Raw genomic sequence first — 16,810 nt, 5'->3', positions numbered from 1 at the left:
AACTACTTTAAAATAAAAGCCGGAGCCAAAGACAAAAATATAGTTCCGCAGCCGAAGCCCCAAAAGACAAACACCTCGCAGCAAAAATCTTTTTCGATTCACTGCCGTACTGCGCGGATATGCCCTGGTCAACGAACCGACCAGAGTCAGCGCTGAGGAAGCGGAACGCACCATCCCGGCAAAAGCTTGGCAGCAAGCGCATTCTGCTGGTGGAAGACGAGCCTATCAACCGCGAGATCGCACAAACCCTGCTGGAAGACGTGGGCTTTGTCGTTGATCTGGCAGAGGACGGAGGCAAGGCCATTGAGCGGGTGCAGGCGCTACCTATGATCTGATTCTTATGGATATGCAGATGCCGCACATCAACGGCCTGGAGGCCACCCGGCAGATACGGCTGCTGCCGGTGGGGGCCACAATCCCCATTATCGCCATGACAGCCAACGCCTTGCCGAAGACCGGGAACTGTGCATCAAGGCTGGCATGAACGACTTTATCGCCAAAGCCGTTTCAGTGTCGCTGCTCTACCATAAGCTCTGCGCGTGGTTGCAGAAGAGGTGAGGGGGGGAAGGGGGAAAAATTATGAAAAAATTCCGTAGAATCGAACAGTTACTTTCAAGGGTACAGACGTTTTCTGCTGACTATAGAAGCAATAAATAGAGCTACTGGAGTATTCATGATTGTTGCTCAAAAAAAAGTGACACATTTATACAATGTATTGTGTGATTAAAAAAAATTTCATATAATTTTTTTGTCACTCGTTTCGAAACAAATAAGAGAGAAGATCATGAAGCTATCCAATATTACTATCAAAAATTATAGGGCTATAGATGATATCAAAATCAGTCTAAATAGCAATATGAATGTTATTTATGGTGAAAATGGTACTGGTAAAAGCAGCATCATATATTTAATTTATGATTTAATTAATACAATACAAATGAATCCAGAAGTGGCTCTAAAAATATTCCATAAAGAGAGAGTTAGAAATATAAACAAAGAAGCAAGTGTTGCAATTGAAGGGATCAACAATGAAATAATAAAAGTATCATTTCCCCCGAACCAACAAAATGAAATATCAACAAAAAATGTAGATGATTTAAATATCAAATGTGTTGGCTTTATACCAGGCATGTTTTCACAAAATATTAGTCAAAAAATTGAAAATGGTCAGATTAGCTTTGAAGTCTCAGTTGCACCAAAGTTTGTATGCACACGTGGCATAATTAATTACGCGAAATTGAAAGAAAATTTTTTTAATTTGGAATATGATGAAAATAAAAAAAGAGTATCTGAATATGAAAAAACTGGGAAAATGGAGTATAATAATCCTGCTTTGCAAAAAATAAGAACTGCAATAAAAGAAATTAATCCCATATTTGGGAAGATCACCATAGAAGGTGAAAAAGACAAAAGAACACTAATTGTTGAAAAGAACAGTATTCCACTTAATGTTGAAGATCAGTTATCATCAGGGGAAGCAAGCGTTATTGCAATGATCGGAGAAATTTGCATTGAGGCCTACGCTGAGCCAAATGAAAAAGATATCGTCGTACTTATCGATGAAGTAGATGCTAGCCTACATCCTCAGTGGCAAATGAGAATAGGAAAAATTTTAAAAACTTCTTTCCCTGATGTTCAGTTCATCATGACAAGCCACTCTCCATTTATATGGGCAGGCCTTAACAAAGAAGAGATTATATGGTTATCACACGATGACCAAGATCACATCATTCAAAAAAATGTTGAATATGCTAAAGGTGGAAGCGTAGAAAGCATTGTTGCAGAATTTTTTGATACGGACAGCTATGATAACGACTTTTCCATAGAATTACACGAGATAGAGAATATTATACAAAATAAAGACGCCAAGAAAGCCACAACAGCCTTATCTAAGTTAAAGAAAAAATATGGGAATTTACCTGTAATTTCTCAGCTAGAATTCAAAATGAGGTTGCTTGGCTTATGATTTTCATTAAAAAAAGCAATGAGCCGCCCAGATTAACCGATTGGAAGAAACGTTTTCCAAATGGGAAATATGAAGACTTATCTACATGTGTAAGAATAGAACTTCGAAATTCTCTCTTGGTAGAGCAAGGCTTTGTTTGTTGTTTTTGTGGAGCAGCAATTGGCAAAAAAGGGACTGGCACAATTATACAACAAACTTTGTTAAAGAAAGGTCAACAGCATAATATTCGTAATGCTCATCTTACACCACAATCTAAAGATCCATTAAACACTTTGAGTTACGAAAATATTTGCGCATCTTGTGCTTCTACCGATGGGGAGAGACATTGCGATATTGCTCAAGGGGATCAATCTCTGCCAATATCTCCGCTAGAAGAGGACTGTCTTTCATTTTTTTCTTTTAGTGTTGATGGGAAAATTCTGCCAAATTTTGAAAACACTCCAGAGAATCAAAAAAAAGCATCTGACACAATTGAGCTATTGGGTCTTCAAGCAAAAACATTAAATGTTGAACGAAAAAAAATACTAGAAATTACAGAAAATCTTTTAAAAATTGATCCGGATTGTTTAATAAATTTAGAGAAAAAAGACTCTAATGGCAGATATGCACCTTATTATTTTGTCCCTTTAAGCTTTTATAAAAATAATTAATATTTTTTAGACATAATATGTTCAAAAAATCTTTTTTGGGTATTTCGGGGAATGATTGTTACTTTTCAAGAAAACCTGTCTGTAAAAAAGGGCACATGAAGTTTATATTCATGTGCCCTTAAATATGGTGCGCCCGACAGGAATCGAACCTGTGGCCTACAACTTAGGAGGTTGTCGCTCTATCCAACTGAGCTACGAGCGCAATCCGGATTTTGTAGTGATTCTTTAGGGTCATGTCAAGCTGGGCGTCTATGGCTTCACAGGCAGCAAGCCTTTGGCATCAGGATGGGCACTTCTGGCGCGCGAGGAGAAGAGAAACCATGGTTCGCAGGAAGGGAGAAAGCGCCTGTAACTGGTGGCCTGTACTGGTGGCCCGCAGCGACAGCCTACAACTTAGGAGGTTGTCGCTCTCCCGCAGAGCTGGAGGCGAGTTCCGTCTAAATCTGGACGAATAGCAGGCCGAGCCGCAGCAGCTCTACCACCAGCCCACAACTCTGTTGCCACCACCTTTACTTGCCGCCCCAAATGAGCAGTGCCAGCGCGCCCAGCGTACCCACAAGCACGGCATAGGCCTGCCGTGTGCGCAGCGACAGCACCGCCCCAAGCAGGGCCGCCACATACAGGGCCGACCACGTCACCGCCCGCAGGGCCGGTATGGCATGATGCGCCGAAAGCACCGCCAGCAGCATATAAATCAGCCCAAAGCACGCAATATACAGTGCCATCTGCCACAAGACGCGGCACAACCCGGCCCGCAGAATGACGCGCCCCGGCGATGCTCCCCCGCTGCCGCTCCCCCACGCCACCACGGCGTCCACCATCGGGTTCAGGCTGATGCGCTGGCGCTGTTCACACCAGCTCGCCGTATAGGCCGCCATCATGGCAAGTATGAGCGGTAAAAGCGCCATACCGGGCTGATCCAGCCCAAACTGTCTGCATAGGGGAAACACCAGCAGAAAGCTCAGGCTGCCATACGGCGGCACCACGCTGCCAAGTTCCAGCGCGTCAAGCCAGAGCAGTTCGATGATTATGCCAAGGGGGAGAGCCAGCGACCAGTCGCCGGTAAAAAAGCCCGCGAACAGGGCCAGACAGATGGGGCGGTCTACAAGGCCAACGATGCAGGTTGAACGCGCAGCGCCAGCCAGGGCAAAAAAAAAGCGTAGGGAGCCCCAGCAGCGAATAAATCAGAAAAGTTGATCATTGGGGCCTCGAACTGTCTCTGTGGGAACGCAGCGAAAATCAAGCTGCACAAGATGATCCTGTATAACGTGCAGGTCTTCCCTGTCCTGTGCGGAAAGGGCCACATGGGGCAGCACCTGTAGCTTGTCCGGCGCGTAGTGCAGGTTGCCCATGTTCAGCACCAGCATGAGGATGCCCGCATCACAGGCGCGCCGCGCATCCTGACAATTGGCAAACAGCACAAAACAGTCATCGCCGCATGAATTGAGCGTGGCCGCCAGTTCCTTTACGCTGATGAAGTGGGTCATCACGCGCTGCGGCACTGCCAGTTCAATTATCTGCTGCCGCATTATGTCGTTCGCAAGTTCGTCGTTGGCTACCACCAGATGCCGCGCCCCTGTGTAGGGTAACCAGGCTTCGATGACCTGGCCGTGAACCAGGCGATTGTCCACGCGAAACCACATACTAGCTATCGGCTTTGTCACGGGCTTTGTTGCGCAGCATGCTGCCCGCAACCACAATACCTTTTGCCCCTGCCTCGCCAGCGATGCGGGCAACTTCTTCAAGCTCCTTGTCGCGCGAGGTAAAGACCTTGAGCAGCATGGGCAGGTTCACGCCGGTAACCACCTCGACCTTGTGGGTTGCCAGCAGCGAAAGCGCAAGATTGGTGGGCGTGCCGCCAAACATATCCGTAAGAATAATGACGCCCGCGCCCTTGTCGAGCCGCTGGGTTGCGTCCGTAAGACGGCGAACGGTTTCGGAAACCTCGTGCGCCACGTCAACACTGATGGAGCTGCAATCGCTCTGCTGCCCGAGTATGAATTCGGCGGTGCGCAGCATGGCCGAACCATAGTCGGCATGCGAAACCAGAATGATTCCAACCTGAGTCTTCTTGTTTTCGTCCGTCATGACAACCTCACGCAACAGAACGTGCCAGCTTTTTTAGCCAAGTTCAAGGTGCCGATGCTCCAGAAAAGCCGGATAATCAGCCTGCCGCAGCGCCTGTAAAATTTCTTCTGCCATTGCCACCGAGCGGTGGCGTCCGCCGGTACAGCCCACGGCCACGGTTATGCGATAGCGGCCTTCGGCCTCCATGAGCGGCAGCATAAAAAACAGCAGATCAACCAGCTTGTCGCGGTATTCGCGGGCATGGGGCGAGTTGAACACGTAGTCGGCAACGGGTTTGTCCTTGCCGCTCATGGGCCGCAGCTCGTCCACAAAATAGGGGTTTGCCAGAAAACGCAGGTCAAAAACCAGATCAGCCTCGCGCGGCACACCGTATTTGAAGCCGAAAGAAATCACGTTGACCCTGATGGCCCGTAGCTTGCCCTTGTTGCCGCTCCAGCGCTTCTGGATGGCGCGCCGCAGGTCATGGATGGAAAAACGCGAGGTGTCGATGACCAGATCAGCCATTTCACGCAGGGGGCGCAGACTGCTGCGCTCTGCCAGCAGCGCCGCTTCAAGGCCCATGCCCTCGCGCTCCAGCGGATGCGGGCGGCGGGTCGAGGCATAGCGGCGAATGAGTTCCTGATTGTTGGCCTCAAGAAAAAGCAGCATGGGGCGGATGTTTTTGCCCGCGAGCATGCTCAGGCAGTCGTTGATGTCTTCCACAAAATTGCTCTGGCGCAGATCCATGCCCAGGGCAATGCCCTTGAAGTGGCTCATGGAAGGGCGCGACATCATGTCCACCATTTCCATGACAAGGCTCACGGGCAGCCCATCGACCACAAAGTGGCCCATGTCTTCAAAAACCTTGAGCGCCGTGCTTTTGCCCGCGCCGGAAAGGCCCGTGACAATGCACACCTGCACGTCCACGCCGGGAACGGGCGCGTCCGCATCAGGCTGTGCGGCAAGGGTGGGATCTGTGGGGGGTATCTGCGCGGAATCCTTCATGACATTCGCCTCTTCGGGGTCAGATCGCCGTTTGCAGCCGGGGTTGTGCGCCACAGGCTTCTGACGGACGTTGCCAAATCCGCGCCGCGCTCAAGCCCGTGTGAAGGCCATTGCGCGGCAACCGGCAGGGGGGGTGCGCCTGAACGGGGGCGAGCCGTTGCCAGCCCGCCCCCCCATTATGAACGTTTACAACACGGGGTCAATGAGGGCATAGCCGTTCACCTTGGTGCGGTATACCACATTGATGCGGTTGTTTTCTGCATTAAAGAACACCAGAAACTCGCTGCCGATGGAATCAAGCTGCATGAGCGCTTCATCCAGATGCAGGGGCTTGGTGGCGAGGCGGTCGGTGCCGTCAACGGGCTGCTGCACGTCGGCTTCGGCATCGAGGTTGTAAGTAAACACGTCCACATCCGTATTGCGGGCGTGCCGCCGCTGGGCCTTTACGCGGGCCACCTGGCGCTTGATCTGCGATTCAACCTTGTCTGTCACAAGGTCAATGGCGGCGTACATGTCCGAAGTCTGCTCTGTGGCGTTGATATGCAAGCCCTCGCCCGTAACGGTCACTTCGCAGCGATGACGGAACTTGTCGACTGTCAGCACAACGGCAACGTCAAGGCCAGAGGCCTTGCCAAAAAACCGTCCCAGCTTTTCCATGCGGCGACGGGCATACTTCTTCAGATGTTCGGAGGCTTCAAAATTCTTGAAAGCAAATGAGATGTTCATAAGTTCCTCCTAAGTATTGAGCCACTCGACGGGGAATCAGAAATGCTCCTTGCGCCTTGATGAAGATGGAATATCAAGCGCCGTGCGGTATTTTGCCACCGTGCGCCGCGCAATATTGACCTTGAGACGCTCCTTGAGCATTTCGCCGATACGCTCATCGCTGAGGGGGGATCGGGTATCTTCCTCAGAGATGAATTTCTTGATCAGAGCCTTGACGCTTTCTGAGCCTACCTGACTTCCGTCATCGAGTTCAAGGCCGCTGTTAAAGAAAAACTTCAATTCAAAGATGCCGTGGGGCGTTGCCACATACTTGTTGGTGGTAATGCGGCTCACCGTTGATTCGTGCATGCTGATGTCGTCTGCAATGTCTTTGAGAATGAGCGGCGCGAGCTTGGTCACGCCGTCTTCAAAAAACGGCTGCTGATGGCGCACAATGCTTTCCATAACCTTGTAAAGCGTGCGCTGGCGCTGATACAGGCTCTTGATAAGCCATGAGGCGGAGCGGATCTTTTCGGAACAGTAGTCCTTTTCCTTCTCCGAGCCGCCTATGTTCATCTGGCTCATGGCCGAAAGCTGCAACTGGGGCAGGCCGTCATCGTTGAGCAAAATCACAAATTCGTCGCCCATCTTGTACACAAATACATCGGGGCTTACATAAGTTGGCTCGCCGCCGCCAAAACTTGCGCCGGGCAATGGGTCAAGGCTCTGGATGATATCCAGATACTCCTTGAGCTCTTCCATATCGAGCTTGAACTTGCGCAGCAGGGGCTTGTAGCGCTTGGCCTCGAGGTCTTCAAGGTGGGATTCCACCAGCTCCACAAGGATGGGATCGCGGGCGTAATTAAGGTTCTTGATCTGCACCATCAGGCATTCGCGCGCGTCGCGCGCGGCAACGCCGATGGGGTCAAAAAGCTGCACCCTTTCAAGCACGGGCAGTACGGCCTCGGGCGCAACCTCGGCCATTTCGGCCACTTCTTCAATGGTGGCTTGCAGATACCCGGCTGAGGAAAGATTGCCGATAATGACCTCGCCAATGGCCTTCTGCTCTTCTGTCAGAGAAGAAAGGCGCAACTGCCAGAACAGATGTCCCTCAAGGGTGGGCTTGGCTGCATAGCGGGCTTCAAGAGGCGAAATTTCTTCGGCAAGTTCATATTCACGCGACTGCGAAAGGCGGGGGGTGCTGGCAAACTCACCAAGGTAATCTTCCCAGTCGGCGTCCTTGGCCAGTTCCCTGTCGTATACTTCCTCCTTGGGCGCTTCGCGGCTTTCCTCGTGCTGCTCCTGGGAGGCATCGTCAGTAAGTGAAGATTCTTCGAGAAAGGGGTTTTCAAGCAGTTCCTGCTGCACAGTTTCCAGAAGTTCCACGCGTGAGAGTTGCAACAGCTTGATTGCCTGCTGCAATTGCGGGGTCATTACCAGTTGCTGTGACAGCTTGAGTTGCTGCCGTAGTTCCAGTGCCATGTGTGCTCTTTTGCCTTAACTAGCCATAGGACTATAGAATTATCTGTTTACAAGTACTGTGCCACATCTGCAAAAATTATGCAATAGCTAACAGTTGCAAGATCAGGTTCACGGCATTCCCAGCCTGCGGCAAGGGCTGCCAGCGCAAAAAACCTGATTTGGCGCAGTTTTTGCGCCGTTGAAATAATCTGCGCACAAAAAAAGGGAAGGCAATGCCCTCCCCTTTTTGCGCGATTTTGCGATACCCAAGCTTGGTGAAAACCAACAAGCCTCGCTGCGTTAACGCTGCGAAATTACACCTTGGCGAACTTTTTCGCCGCTCCGATAAATTCGCGGAACAGCGGATGCGCGTTCATGGGCCGGGACTTGAATTCGGGGTGGAACTGGCAGCCAAGGAACCAGGGATGGTTCTTCAGCTCAATGATTTCCACAAGCGAATCGTCAGGGGCGGTGCCGCTGAAAACCATGCCCTTTTCGCCCAGCATTTCCTTGAAGGCATTGTTGAATTCGTAGCGGTGGCGGTGGCGTTCATCAACCATGCCCTTCTTGTAGGCCACAAAGGCCTTGGTATCGGGCTGCACCTTGCAGGGGTAGGAGCCAAGGCGCATGGTGCCGCCCTTGTCGCTGCCCGCATCGCGTTTTTCAACGTTCTTGGTGCGGAAGTCGAACCACTCGGTCATAAGGTAGATAACCTTGTGATCAGAAAGCGGGTTGAATTCTTCCGAGTTGGCGTCATCAAGATTTGCCACGTGGCGGGCAAATTCGATAACCGCGCACTGCATGCCAAGGCAGATGCCGAAGAAGGGAATGTTGTTTTCACGCGCATAGCGGATGGCGGCAATCTTGCCTTCCACGCCGCGATAGCCAAAGCCGCCGGGCACAAGAATGCCATGACAGCCCTTGAAGGATTCCGCGCAGTTGCTTTCGTCCACATTCTCGGAATTGACGTAGCGCAGTTCCACCTCAACACGGTTGGCAACGCCGCCGTGAATGAGGGCTTCGTGCAGACTCTTGTAAGCTTCCTTGAGGTCAACGTACTTGCCCACAATGGCAATGGTGACCTTGCCCTTGGGGTTGGCGCAGTCGCTTACGAGTTTTTCCCAGGCCTCAAGGTGGGCATTGCGCGCGGGCAGGCGCAGCATGATGGCCACCTTCTGGTCAAAGCCTTCCTCATAGAACTTGAGCGGCACTTCATAAATATTGTTCACGTCCACCGAAGAGAACACGGCGTCCTGATCCACATTGCAGAACAGGGCGATCTTGCGGCGCAGTTCTTCGGGGATGCTCTGCTCGCAGCGGCACAGAATAATGTCGGGCTGAATGCCGATGGAGAGCAGTTCCTTGACGCTGTGCTGGGTGGGCTTGGTTTTGTGCTCGCCAGCGCTGCGCAGGTAGGGGACCAGGGTAAGGTGAATGTTCAGGCAGTTGTCGCGTCCAAGGTCGGAACGCAACTGGCGGATGGCCTCAAGAAAGGGCAGACCTTCGATGTCGCCCACGGTGCCGCCGATTTCGATAATGGCGACATCGGGCGCGTCTTCGCCTTCTGAAAGGGAGAGCACCACGCTCTTGATTTCATCAGTAATGTGCGGGATCACCTGCACCGTGGCGCCCAGGTAATCGCCGTGACGTTCCTTGGCGATAACGTGGTTGTAAATGGCGCCGGAAGTGGTGTTGTTCTTCCGCGACATGGGCACGTTGAGGTAACGTTCGTAGTGCCCGAGATCCAGATCCGTTTCCGCGCCGTCATCGGTAACAAATACTTCGCCGTGCTGGAACGGGTTCATGGTGCCGGGGTCAACATTGATGTAAGGATCAAGCTTCTGGATGGTTACCGTAAGCCCGCGCGTTTGCAGCAGCGCGCCCAAAGACGCAGCCGCGAGGCCCTTGCCTAACGACGACAGAACGCCGCCCGTCACAAAAATGTATTTAGTTTTCATGCACTTCCACCTGTACTTGGGTATGTTGAATAGTTCAACCAAACAGTCTTAACCCAAATTGAATTTTTTGGCTAGCATTGACTAAGTAAAACAAGCTAAGTAATGTGTTATTCCCTTTTCAGCGTGCGTGCCCACCACAAGCGGCCCGTGCGCCGGTCATCTGTTGTGCCCGGCGCGGGTCAGCCAAGGTTTCCAAGGCAAAAGCACGCCCGGCGCACACCGCAAGGCATGGCCGGGATTATCCGCGTTGCAAAGCCAAGGAGGCTTCCCCCGCATGGGTACGGTCAACACACTGGTCATCACCGGCTACGGTACAAATTCGCACATGGAAACAGCCCACACGGCCCGTCTGGCCGGTGCCGACAAGGCCGATGTGGTGCATTTTTCCGATCTGGTGGCGGCCAAGGTTCGCCTTGCCGACTATCACTTTTTGATTTTCCCCGGCGGGTTTCTGGATGGCGACGATCTCGGCGCGGCCCAGGCTGCGGCCATGCGCTGGCGTTACCTCAAGGACGACGCGGGCGCGGCCCTGTTGCAGAGCTTGCGCGAGTTTTTGGATGAGGGCAAGCTGATTTTGGGCATCTGCAACGGTTTCCAGTTGCTGGTCAAACTAGGTGTGCTGCCTGCCCTTGGCGGCCAGCGCTTTGAGCGCCAGGTTTCGCTGGGCAACAACGATTCCGCCCGGTTTGAAGACCGCTGGGTGCACCTGCTCCCCAATGCGGCAAGCCCCTGCGTGTTCACCAAAAACCTGCCCCTGCTCTCCATGCCCGTGCGCCACGGCGAAGGCAAGCTCGTTGCCCGCGATGCGGATTGCCTGCGCCGCCTGGAGGAAGAAAACCTCATCGCCCTGCAATATGCTGACCCCGCAACGGGCAAGCCTACGCAGGAATATCCGCTCAACCCCAACGGCTCCACTCTTGCCATTGCGGGCCTGACAGATCCCACGGGCCGGGTGCTCGGCCTTATGCCCCACCCCGAGGCATTCCACCACGTGACCAACCACCCCGGCTGGACGCGCGGCGAGCTGGATGCCCCCGGGACGCTCATTTTTGTGAATGCCGTGCGCTACCTGCGCGGTCAATAGAGAGATACAGCTGAGCCTGATGCCGACAAACATTATATAATGCTCTGCACAGTCCGGCTCACTTTGTCGCCATGATTATTTGGGGAGGCTTTACCAAGCCTCCCCTTTCTGTATATATTTTGCGACACGGCGCGGCCTTGCGGCAGGCAGCTCCCGCGCAATGTTTATTGACAAAGCACACGGGCTTCGATAGATTCTTTGATTCCGAAGAGCTGAACCCCCTTTGGATTTTCCTGCGCGCACGCGTCAGACAAGGTGCGAAACAACATTGCCACAACACGTTGCACATTTTTTTACGCCGTATTCAACGAGGCGCTTTCTCTGCACCAGCAAGAAAGTGCCTTTTTTTATGGTGGGTGATATCCATGCAACCTATTGAAATTATTGAGGCGATAGAAGAAATTGCACCTCTGGCCGCTGCCGCTGGATGGGACGTTTCGGGCCAACAGGTGGCGGCGCACAGGCAGGATGTTGCCAGGCTTGCCGTCTGCCTCGACCCAACGCCCGCATCCGTGCGTACAGCGCTGGAAAAGGGTGCGCAATTTGTGCTCAGCCATCACCCGCTGCTGCTCAAGGCCATGCTGCCCAACAGGCTTGACGACTACCACGAGGTGCTGCGCCTGCTTTTTCAGGCTGATGTGCCGCTGTACGCGGCCCATACCTCGCTGGATGTCAACGCTTACGGCCCGGCAGGCTGGCTGGCCCGTGCGCTTGAGCTGCGCAATCTTGCGGTACTGGAGCCTGTGGCCCCGGCTGTGGGCGAGGATCTGCCGCTGGGCTTCGGCCTTGCGGGCGATCTGCCAATGCCCATGACCGTGGCGCAGATTGCAGGCATCATTGCCCGCAACGCCCCCCTTGCCACAGCCACAGTGAGTGGGCCGGAGCCGCAAACAATTACCCGCGTGGCCTACTGCACGGGTTCGGGTTCATCGCTGCTCGGCGCGGCGCAAGCTGCCGATGCGCAGCTTTTCATAACCGGTGATGTCAAATACCACACGGCGCTTGCCGCGGAAATCTGCCTTCTGGATGTGGGGCACCACAGCCTTGAGGAAGAAATGATGCTGCGCATGAGCCGGTTGCTGCAACAGCGCCTGCCAGAGACGGAAGTGTTTTTTGTTCCTTCCGCCTCGCCCTTCCGCCCTGTTGCCCTGTCATGATTTTATCAGGAGGACTCTCATGAGCAATGCCGTATATTTTGACCAGATCAAGCAGCTTGTTGAGTTGCAGAAGGTCGATGACGCCATCCACGCCGTCAAGCAGGACCTGAGCAGCGCCCCGAGCGAGCTTGTTTCCCTTGAGCAGCGTTTTGCCGCCATCGAAACCCAGCGCAACTACATTCTGGACAAGCTTTCGCACCTTCAGGATCAGCAAAAGCGCCTCTCGCTCGAGATTGATGACGACTCCGCGCGCATCAAAAAGAGCAAGAACAAGCTCATGGCAGTTGGCAATCAGCGTGAATACCACGCCATGATGCGCGAAATGGACAGCATGGAAAAGGTCAACCGTTCCCGTGAAGAAGAAAAAATGACCCTTCTTGAGGAACTGCAATACCAGAACGACGCGCTGGCCGAAATCGACCTGACCTACACCGCCATCAAGGCCGAGCTTGAAGTAAAGCGCGATGGCCTTGAAGAAAAGCTGCAAAAGGGCAACGCCGCCCTTGAAGGCCTGAACGGAAAGCGCACTTCAGCCAGTAAGAATATTCCCCAGCCCGTGTTCATGCGCTATGAATTCATCCGCAGGCGTCTTGAGCATCCCGTCATCGTTGCCGTGAAAGAAGGCATCTGCTCCGGTTGCCACATTGCCGTACCGCCGCAGTCTTTCATTGAATTGCAGCGCGGTCAGCAGATTCTGAGCTGCCCCAACTGCCAGCGCCTCATTTTCTGGTGCGAGCACTTCTCTATTGAAGAAGCCCCGCAGTGCGCCCAGAAGCCGGTGACCCTTACCGACTAAAAATCACTTCCGGCGCGGCCTGTTCCACAAGCCGCGCCGGAAACAAGATCAACAAGTGGGAGTCGGACAGACCGTCGCTGCGGGCCGCAAGGCCCGGGGAGGAAAGTCCGGGCTCCACAGGGCAGAACGCTGGGTAACACCCAGGAGGGGCGACCCTCGGACAGCGCCACAGAAAGCAAACCGCCCCGCCTCACGGCGGGGTAAGGGTGAAACGGTGGGGTAAGAGCCCACCAGATGCCGCGGTGACGCGGCATGCTCGGCATACCCCGTTTGGAGCAAGACCAAATAGGGAAGGTGGTCGGCCCGACCATTGCCTTCCGGGTAGGTTGCTTGAGGGCGCAGGTAACTGCGCTCCTAGAGGAATGACGGTCTGGTGCGGGCAACCGCATGACAGAACCCGGCTTATCGTCCGACTCCCACTTGTTAACAAGGTATATAATGTCAGAAAGTTCCGGCACATCATCTGTTGCGGCAAAGCCCTGGGCGCTCATTCTGGCTGCCGGGCAGGGTACGCGCATGGCCGATGCCGCTGGCGGCACGGCAAAACAGTTTTTGCCCTGGCAGGGCGTGCCGCTTTTCTGGCATGCCGCCCGCGCCATGAGCCGCAGCGCCTGCGTGGCCGGAATTGTCTTTGTTTTTCCTCCCAGCCAGCTTACGGAAGCCAGCGAACTCTTGGCAGACCTGCACAGACACGATGATCTTGGGCTGCCCTGGGTTACGGCCTGCGGCGGGCCTTTGCGCCAGGATTCCGTACGCCTTGGCCTGGCCGCCCTGCCCCTGCGCCCCGCCAGCGTGCTTGTGCACGATGCAGCCCGTCCCTTTCTTTCCCCGGCGCTTGTACGCCGCGTGTGTGAGGCGCTTGCTGAGGGCGCTGCTGGCGTTATCCCCGCCATATCAGTTACCGACACCATCAAGACGGTGGAAAATGGCCGCGTAACGGCCACCCTGCCGCGTGACGGGCTTGCGGCTGTGCAGACTCCGCAGGGCTTTCAGCTTGAAGCGCTGCTCTCGGCCCACGCCCACGCGGTTGAGGCGGGGCTTGCCGTAACCGACGATGCGTCGCTTCTGGAGGCCCTCGGCCTTGAAGTGCGTGTCATACAAGGCGAGGCTGCCAACGTGAAGATTACCCGTCCTGAAGATCTTGACCTGCTGCAAGACGAAAATCCCCTTCCTTCCATCCGCACGGGCATGGGCTACGATGTTCACCGTTACGGTCAGGGCCGCCCCATGCGCCTTGGTGGCGTGAGCATTCCCAACGCGCCCGAAGTACTGGCCCACTCTGACGGCGATGTGCTTCTGCATGCCCTGTCCGACGCTCTGCTCGGCTGTGCCTGCCTTGGCGACATTGGTCAGCACTTTTCAGACAAGGATCCCCGTTTTGACGGCATTTCATCCGCCATTCTGCTGCATCAGGTCTTGGACATGGTGCGCGAGGCGGGCTGTACGCCCTGTCACGTGGATATGACCATAGTGGCGCAGGTTCCCAAACTCGCGCCCTACCGGGAAGAAATCAGAAAGAACGTCGCTCGGCTCATGGGGTTGCCCGCATCATGCGTGAACCTCAAGGCTACCACAGAGGAACATCTGGGCTTTACCGGGCGTTCCGAAGGTATCAAGGCATATGCAGTTGTGACCGCGCGGGGGCGCTGATTAGCTCCGCCTCCCCTGCCATAACGATTCGACACCATAAGGAAGGACATGAACACAGAACTCAGCAGGCCCTGGTTTGCCCACTATGACTCCTTCGTTCCGCGCACTTCCGAGGTGTGGAACAAGCCGCTCTATGCCTTGCTGGATGAGGCCGCAGACAAATATCCCAATCGACTGGCCGTCATTTTCCAGAATACGCGCATCACCTACAAGCAGTTGCGCGAGCAGGCGGAGCGTTTTGCAGGGGCGCTGCGCCGCATCGGCGTTAAGACAGGGCACCGCGTTGCCCTGATGATGCCCAACATGCCGCAGACCGTGGTGGCCTTCTGGGGCATCATCAAGGCCGGGGGCGTGGTGGTCATGACCAACCCCCTGTATATGGAAAAGGAAATCATGGCCAACATGCAGGATTCGGGCGCAGAACACATGGTGCTGCTCGATCTGCTCTGGCCCCGCGTTTCCGCCCTGCGCGACCGCCTGCCCCTGAAAAACTTCATCGTTACTGGCGCTGCGGATGCGCTTTCTTTCCCGCTCAACTGGCTCTACCGCCTCAAAAAGAGCCGCAGCGTCAAGGAACCCGTGCCCTACGACGGCAAGAACGTTCATGAGTGGAAACACTTCTGCAAGGGCGCGGAGCGTTATTCCGCTCCCATTGCCGACCCGCTGCGCGACCCCATCATGTTGCAGTATACCGGCGGCACAACGGGCCTGCCCAAGGGCGTTACCCTGACGCACAGCAACGTGGGCACCAACTGCCGCCAGGTGCTGGACATCATCCACGTCAAGGCGGAGGACAAGCACACCTTCATTTCCCTGCTGCCCTTCTTCCACGTGTACGGCCTCACCACGGGCCTGATTATTCCCATCGCGCTCGCGGCCACCACCCTGCCCCTGCCGCGCTATGTGCCGCAGGATGTGCTGCGCCTTATTGCCAAGTACAAACCCACGGTCTTTCCCGGTGCGCCCTCGGTCTATATTTCGCTGCTGCAACAGAAGAATCTGACAGAGTTTGACCTGCGCAGCATCAAAATCTGCGTTTCAGGCTCCGCGCCGCTGCCGCGCGAAATATTCCGCAAATTTCAGGAAACCACCGGCGCCGCCATTCTGGAGGGCTACGGCCTTACAGAAGCTTCGCCCATCACCCATTGCAACCCGCTTGGTCAGGAAGGGCAACGCCCCAATTCCATCGGCATGCCCGTGCCCGGCACTGATGCCCGCATTGTGGATATGGAAGGCGGCTCCCTCACCCTGCCCCCCGGCAAAATGGGCGAGCTGATCGTGCAGGGGCCGCAGGTTATGCACGGCTACTGGCGCAGGCCTGACGAAAGCGCCAGCGCCCTGCGCAACGGCTGGCTGTATACGGGCGACCTTGCCACCATGGATGAAGACGGTTATTTTTATATTGTTGACCGTAAAAAAGACATGGTCATTGTGGGCGGATACAACGTATACCCCCGCGAAGTGGACGAAGTGTTGCTGGAACACCCCAAGGTGCTTGAAGCCGTCACTGTCGGCATTACCGACGAGATGCGCGGCGAGATACTCAAGGCCTTTGTGGTGCGCCGCCCTGAAGAAGAGCTGACCAAGGCTGACGTCATCGCCTGGTGCCGCCAGAAGCTGGCTGGCTACAAGGTACCGCGCCTTGTGGAATTTCGCGAGGAACTGCCCAAAACCATTGTGGGCAAGGTTCTGCGACGTGCTCTGCGCGAAGAAGAAGAGCAAAAAATGGCCAACAGAAAGAACCGGCGCGCCGCAGCCGCTACCAGTGCTCCTGCCGCCAACGGCGAGGATGACCAAGTGGGCCATGCCTGATGCGGATTGTCGCGCAAAGGGTTAAAGAAGCTTCTGTTAGTGTTGATGGCCGTCTTGTGGCGGCCATCAACACTGGCATCATGGCCCTTGTTGCCTTTGGGCAGGAGGATGGGCCAGAATTTCGCTCCTCCCCGGCTTTTACGGGCATGGCCCGCAAGCTTGTGGGGCTGCGCATCTTTCCCGGCACAGGAGAGTATGCCCATAAGTTCCACCTTTCATTGGATGAAATCGGTGGTCAGATATTATTGGTGCCGCAGTTCACCCTGTACGCCGATTGCCACAAGGGCCGCAGGCCTTCCTTTACTGATGCAGGCGACCCCGCCTGGGCCAAAGACATGTTTACGGATTTCGTTCAAATGGTTGACGAAACTTGCGCCGTCAGCGTATCGTCAGGCATCTTCGGAGCGGACATGGATGTGCGCCTGTGCAACTGGGGGCCTGTAACCATATCTCTGGACTCTGCCAACCTGTTTTCCCGTTGAAGCGACCTGTTGCCTTA

17 protein-coding genes, 1 tRNA gene and 1 other RNA gene are annotated in these 16,810 nt (G+C 54.6%); 11 read left to right on the top strand and 8 right to left on the bottom strand.

Annotation, left to right across the window (positions count from 1 at the left end; all coding sequences use genetic code 11):
* Positions 1–119: 119 nt before the first annotated feature.
* The 4 genes from RDK48_RS02455 (at position 120) to RDK48_RS02440 (ending at position 2,616) form a co-directional block, all read left to right on the top strand.
* Complete coding sequence (locus RDK48_RS02455; RefSeq protein ID WP_298994208.1) at positions 120–335, top strand: hypothetical protein; 216 nt, start codon at positions 120–122, stop codon at positions 333–335.
* Between the two features lie 5 nt (positions 336–340).
* Entirely contained in the window at positions 341–484 is a 144-nt protein-coding gene (locus RDK48_RS02450; protein ID WP_298994210.1) for a response regulator, read from the top strand.
* A 300-nt stretch (positions 485–784) separates the two neighbouring features.
* Entirely contained in the window at positions 785–1,966 is a 1,182-nt protein-coding gene (locus RDK48_RS02445; protein ID WP_298994214.1) for an AAA family ATPase, read from the top strand.
* Complete coding sequence (locus RDK48_RS02440) at positions 1,963–2,616, top strand: retron system putative HNH endonuclease (RefSeq protein ID WP_298994216.1); 654 nt, start codon at positions 1,963–1,965, stop codon at positions 2,614–2,616. The genes RDK48_RS02445 and RDK48_RS02440 overlap by 4 nt, the downstream gene beginning before the upstream one ends.
* Before the next feature lie 125 nt (positions 2,617–2,741).
* Here RDK48_RS02440 and RDK48_RS02435 read toward each other — a convergent pair.
* The 8 genes from RDK48_RS02435 to RDK48_RS02400 all read right to left on the bottom strand — a co-directional run bounded on the left by RDK48_RS02435 (position 2,742) and on the right by RDK48_RS02400 (position 9,812).
* A tRNA-Arg gene (locus RDK48_RS02435) sits at positions 2,742–2,818 on the bottom strand.
* Between the two features lie 307 nt (positions 2,819–3,125).
* The gene (locus RDK48_RS02430) at positions 3,126–3,602 is read right to left on the bottom strand and encodes a hypothetical protein (RefSeq protein ID WP_298994217.1); all 477 of its coding nucleotides are present in this window, start codon (positions 3,600–3,602) and stop codon (positions 3,126–3,128) included.
* 198 nt (positions 3,603–3,800) lie between these two features.
* Entirely contained in the window at positions 3,801–4,259 is a 459-nt protein-coding gene (locus RDK48_RS02425; protein WP_022657413.1) for a PTS sugar transporter subunit IIB, read from the bottom strand.
* Position 4,260: 1 nt separating this feature from the next.
* Positions 4,261–4,704 carry a PTS sugar transporter subunit IIA gene (locus RDK48_RS02420; RefSeq protein ID WP_022657414.1) on the bottom strand — a complete coding sequence of 148 codons (444 nt, stop codon included), beginning with the start codon at positions 4,702–4,704 and terminating at the stop codon, positions 4,261–4,263.
* A 33-nt stretch (positions 4,705–4,737) separates the two neighbouring features.
* Positions 4,738–5,688: an RNase adapter RapZ gene (gene rapZ, locus RDK48_RS02415; protein ID WP_298994221.1), complete on the bottom strand. Its 951-nt coding sequence runs from the start codon at positions 5,686–5,688 to the stop codon at positions 4,738–4,740.
* Positions 5,689–5,874: 186 nt separating this feature from the next.
* Positions 5,875–6,414, bottom strand: coding sequence for a ribosome hibernation-promoting factor, HPF/YfiA family (gene hpf / locus RDK48_RS02410; RefSeq protein WP_298994224.1), 540 nt, complete (start codon positions 6,412–6,414; stop codon positions 5,875–5,877).
* Between the two features lie 36 nt (positions 6,415–6,450).
* Positions 6,451–7,875 (bottom strand): RNA polymerase factor sigma-54, encoded by a 1,425-nt coding sequence (gene rpoN / locus RDK48_RS02405; protein ID WP_298994227.1) that lies wholly within the window; start codon positions 7,873–7,875, stop codon positions 6,451–6,453.
* 293 nt (positions 7,876–8,168) lie between these two features.
* Entirely contained in the window at positions 8,169–9,812 is a 1,644-nt protein-coding gene (locus RDK48_RS02400) for a CTP synthase (RefSeq protein ID WP_192111658.1), read from the bottom strand.
* Positions 9,813–10,086: 274 nt separating this feature from the next.
* Between RDK48_RS02400 and RDK48_RS02395 the strand changes: the two genes are divergently transcribed.
* From RDK48_RS02395 to dtd, 7 genes are all read left to right on the top strand, one after another.
* Positions 10,087–10,896: a phosphoribosylformylglycinamidine synthase subunit PurQ gene (locus RDK48_RS02395; protein ID WP_227118514.1), complete on the top strand. Its 810-nt coding sequence runs from the start codon at positions 10,087–10,089 to the stop codon at positions 10,894–10,896.
* A gap of 365 nt (positions 10,897–11,261) precedes the next feature.
* Positions 11,262–12,053 carry a Nif3-like dinuclear metal center hexameric protein gene (locus RDK48_RS02390; protein WP_298994229.1) on the top strand — a complete coding sequence of 264 codons (792 nt, stop codon included), beginning with the start codon at positions 11,262–11,264 and terminating at the stop codon, positions 12,051–12,053.
* A 19-nt stretch (positions 12,054–12,072) separates the two neighbouring features.
* The gene (locus RDK48_RS02385; RefSeq protein WP_298994231.1) at positions 12,073–12,849 is read left to right on the top strand and encodes a zinc ribbon domain-containing protein; all 777 of its coding nucleotides are present in this window, start codon (positions 12,073–12,075) and stop codon (positions 12,847–12,849) included.
* Between the two features lie 58 nt (positions 12,850–12,907).
* Positions 12,908–13,270, top strand: an RNA gene (gene rnpB, locus RDK48_RS02380) — RNase P RNA component class A.
* Positions 13,271–13,287: 17 nt separating this feature from the next.
* Positions 13,288–14,499: a 2-C-methyl-D-erythritol 4-phosphate cytidylyltransferase gene (gene ispD / locus RDK48_RS02375; RefSeq protein WP_298994233.1), complete on the top strand. Its 1,212-nt coding sequence runs from the start codon at positions 13,288–13,290 to the stop codon at positions 14,497–14,499.
* Positions 14,500–14,547: 48 nt separating this feature from the next.
* A complete protein-coding gene (locus RDK48_RS02370) occupies positions 14,548–16,311 on the top strand; it encodes a long-chain fatty acid--CoA ligase (protein ID WP_298994235.1) in 1,764 nt (587 codons plus the stop codon).
* A complete protein-coding gene (gene dtd / locus RDK48_RS02365) occupies positions 16,311–16,793 on the top strand; it encodes a D-aminoacyl-tRNA deacylase (RefSeq protein ID WP_298994236.1) in 483 nt (160 codons plus the stop codon). The genes RDK48_RS02370 and dtd overlap by 1 nt, the downstream gene beginning before the upstream one ends.
* The last annotated feature ends 17 nt before the right edge of the window (positions 16,794–16,810 follow it).

This window comes from uncultured Desulfovibrio sp. (genome assembly GCF_902477725.1).
In the GTDB taxonomy this organism is placed as follows: domain Bacteria; phylum Desulfobacterota; class Desulfovibrionia; order Desulfovibrionales; family Desulfovibrionaceae; genus Desulfovibrio.
Note: the sequence above shows the minus strand (reverse complement) of the source record. Positions and strands in the feature narration are given on the sequence as shown.

What these genes read in the sequence shown, in the direction of transcription:
- RDK48_RS02455 (WP_298994208.1), top strand. Translation starts at nt 120, where the DNA reads ATGCCCTGGTCAACGAACCGACCAGAGTCAGCGCTGAGGAAGCGGAAC.
- RDK48_RS02450 (WP_298994210.1), top strand. Translation starts at nt 341, where the DNA reads ATGGATATGCAGATGCCGCACATCAACGGCCTGGAGGCCACCCGGCAG.
- RDK48_RS02445 (WP_298994214.1), top strand. Translation starts at nt 785, where the DNA reads ATGAAGCTATCCAATATTACTATCAAAAATTATAGGGCTATAGATGAT.
- RDK48_RS02440 (WP_298994216.1), top strand. Translation starts at nt 1,963, where the DNA reads ATGATTTTCATTAAAAAAAGCAATGAGCCGCCCAGATTAACCGATTGG.
- RDK48_RS02425 (WP_022657413.1), bottom strand. Translation starts at nt 4,259, where the DNA reads ATGTGGTTTCGCGTGGACAATCGCCTGGTTCACGGCCAGGTCATCGAA.
- RDK48_RS02420 (WP_022657414.1), bottom strand. Translation starts at nt 4,704, where the DNA reads ATGACGGACGAAAACAAGAAGACTCAGGTTGGAATCATTCTGGTTTCG.
- rapZ (WP_298994221.1), bottom strand. Translation starts at nt 5,688, where the DNA reads ATGAAGGATTCCGCGCAGATACCCCCCACAGATCCCACCCTTGCCGCA.
- hpf (WP_298994224.1), bottom strand. Translation starts at nt 6,414, where the DNA reads ATGAACATCTCATTTGCTTTCAAGAATTTTGAAGCCTCCGAACATCTG.
- rpoN (WP_298994227.1), bottom strand. Translation starts at nt 7,875, where the DNA reads ATGGCACTGGAACTACGGCAGCAACTCAAGCTGTCACAGCAACTGGTA.
- RDK48_RS02400 (WP_192111658.1), bottom strand. Translation starts at nt 9,812, where the DNA reads ATGAAAACTAAATACATTTTTGTGACGGGCGGCGTTCTGTCGTCGTTA.
- RDK48_RS02395 (WP_227118514.1), top strand. Translation starts at nt 10,087, where the DNA reads ATGGGTACGGTCAACACACTGGTCATCACCGGCTACGGTACAAATTCG.
- RDK48_RS02390 (WP_298994229.1), top strand. Translation starts at nt 11,262, where the DNA reads ATGCAACCTATTGAAATTATTGAGGCGATAGAAGAAATTGCACCTCTG.
- RDK48_RS02385 (WP_298994231.1), top strand. Translation starts at nt 12,073, where the DNA reads ATGAGCAATGCCGTATATTTTGACCAGATCAAGCAGCTTGTTGAGTTG.
- ispD (WP_298994233.1), top strand. Translation starts at nt 13,288, where the DNA reads ATGTCAGAAAGTTCCGGCACATCATCTGTTGCGGCAAAGCCCTGGGCG.
- RDK48_RS02370 (WP_298994235.1), top strand. Translation starts at nt 14,548, where the DNA reads ATGAACACAGAACTCAGCAGGCCCTGGTTTGCCCACTATGACTCCTTC.
- dtd (WP_298994236.1), top strand. Translation starts at nt 16,311, where the DNA reads ATGCGGATTGTCGCGCAAAGGGTTAAAGAAGCTTCTGTTAGTGTTGAT.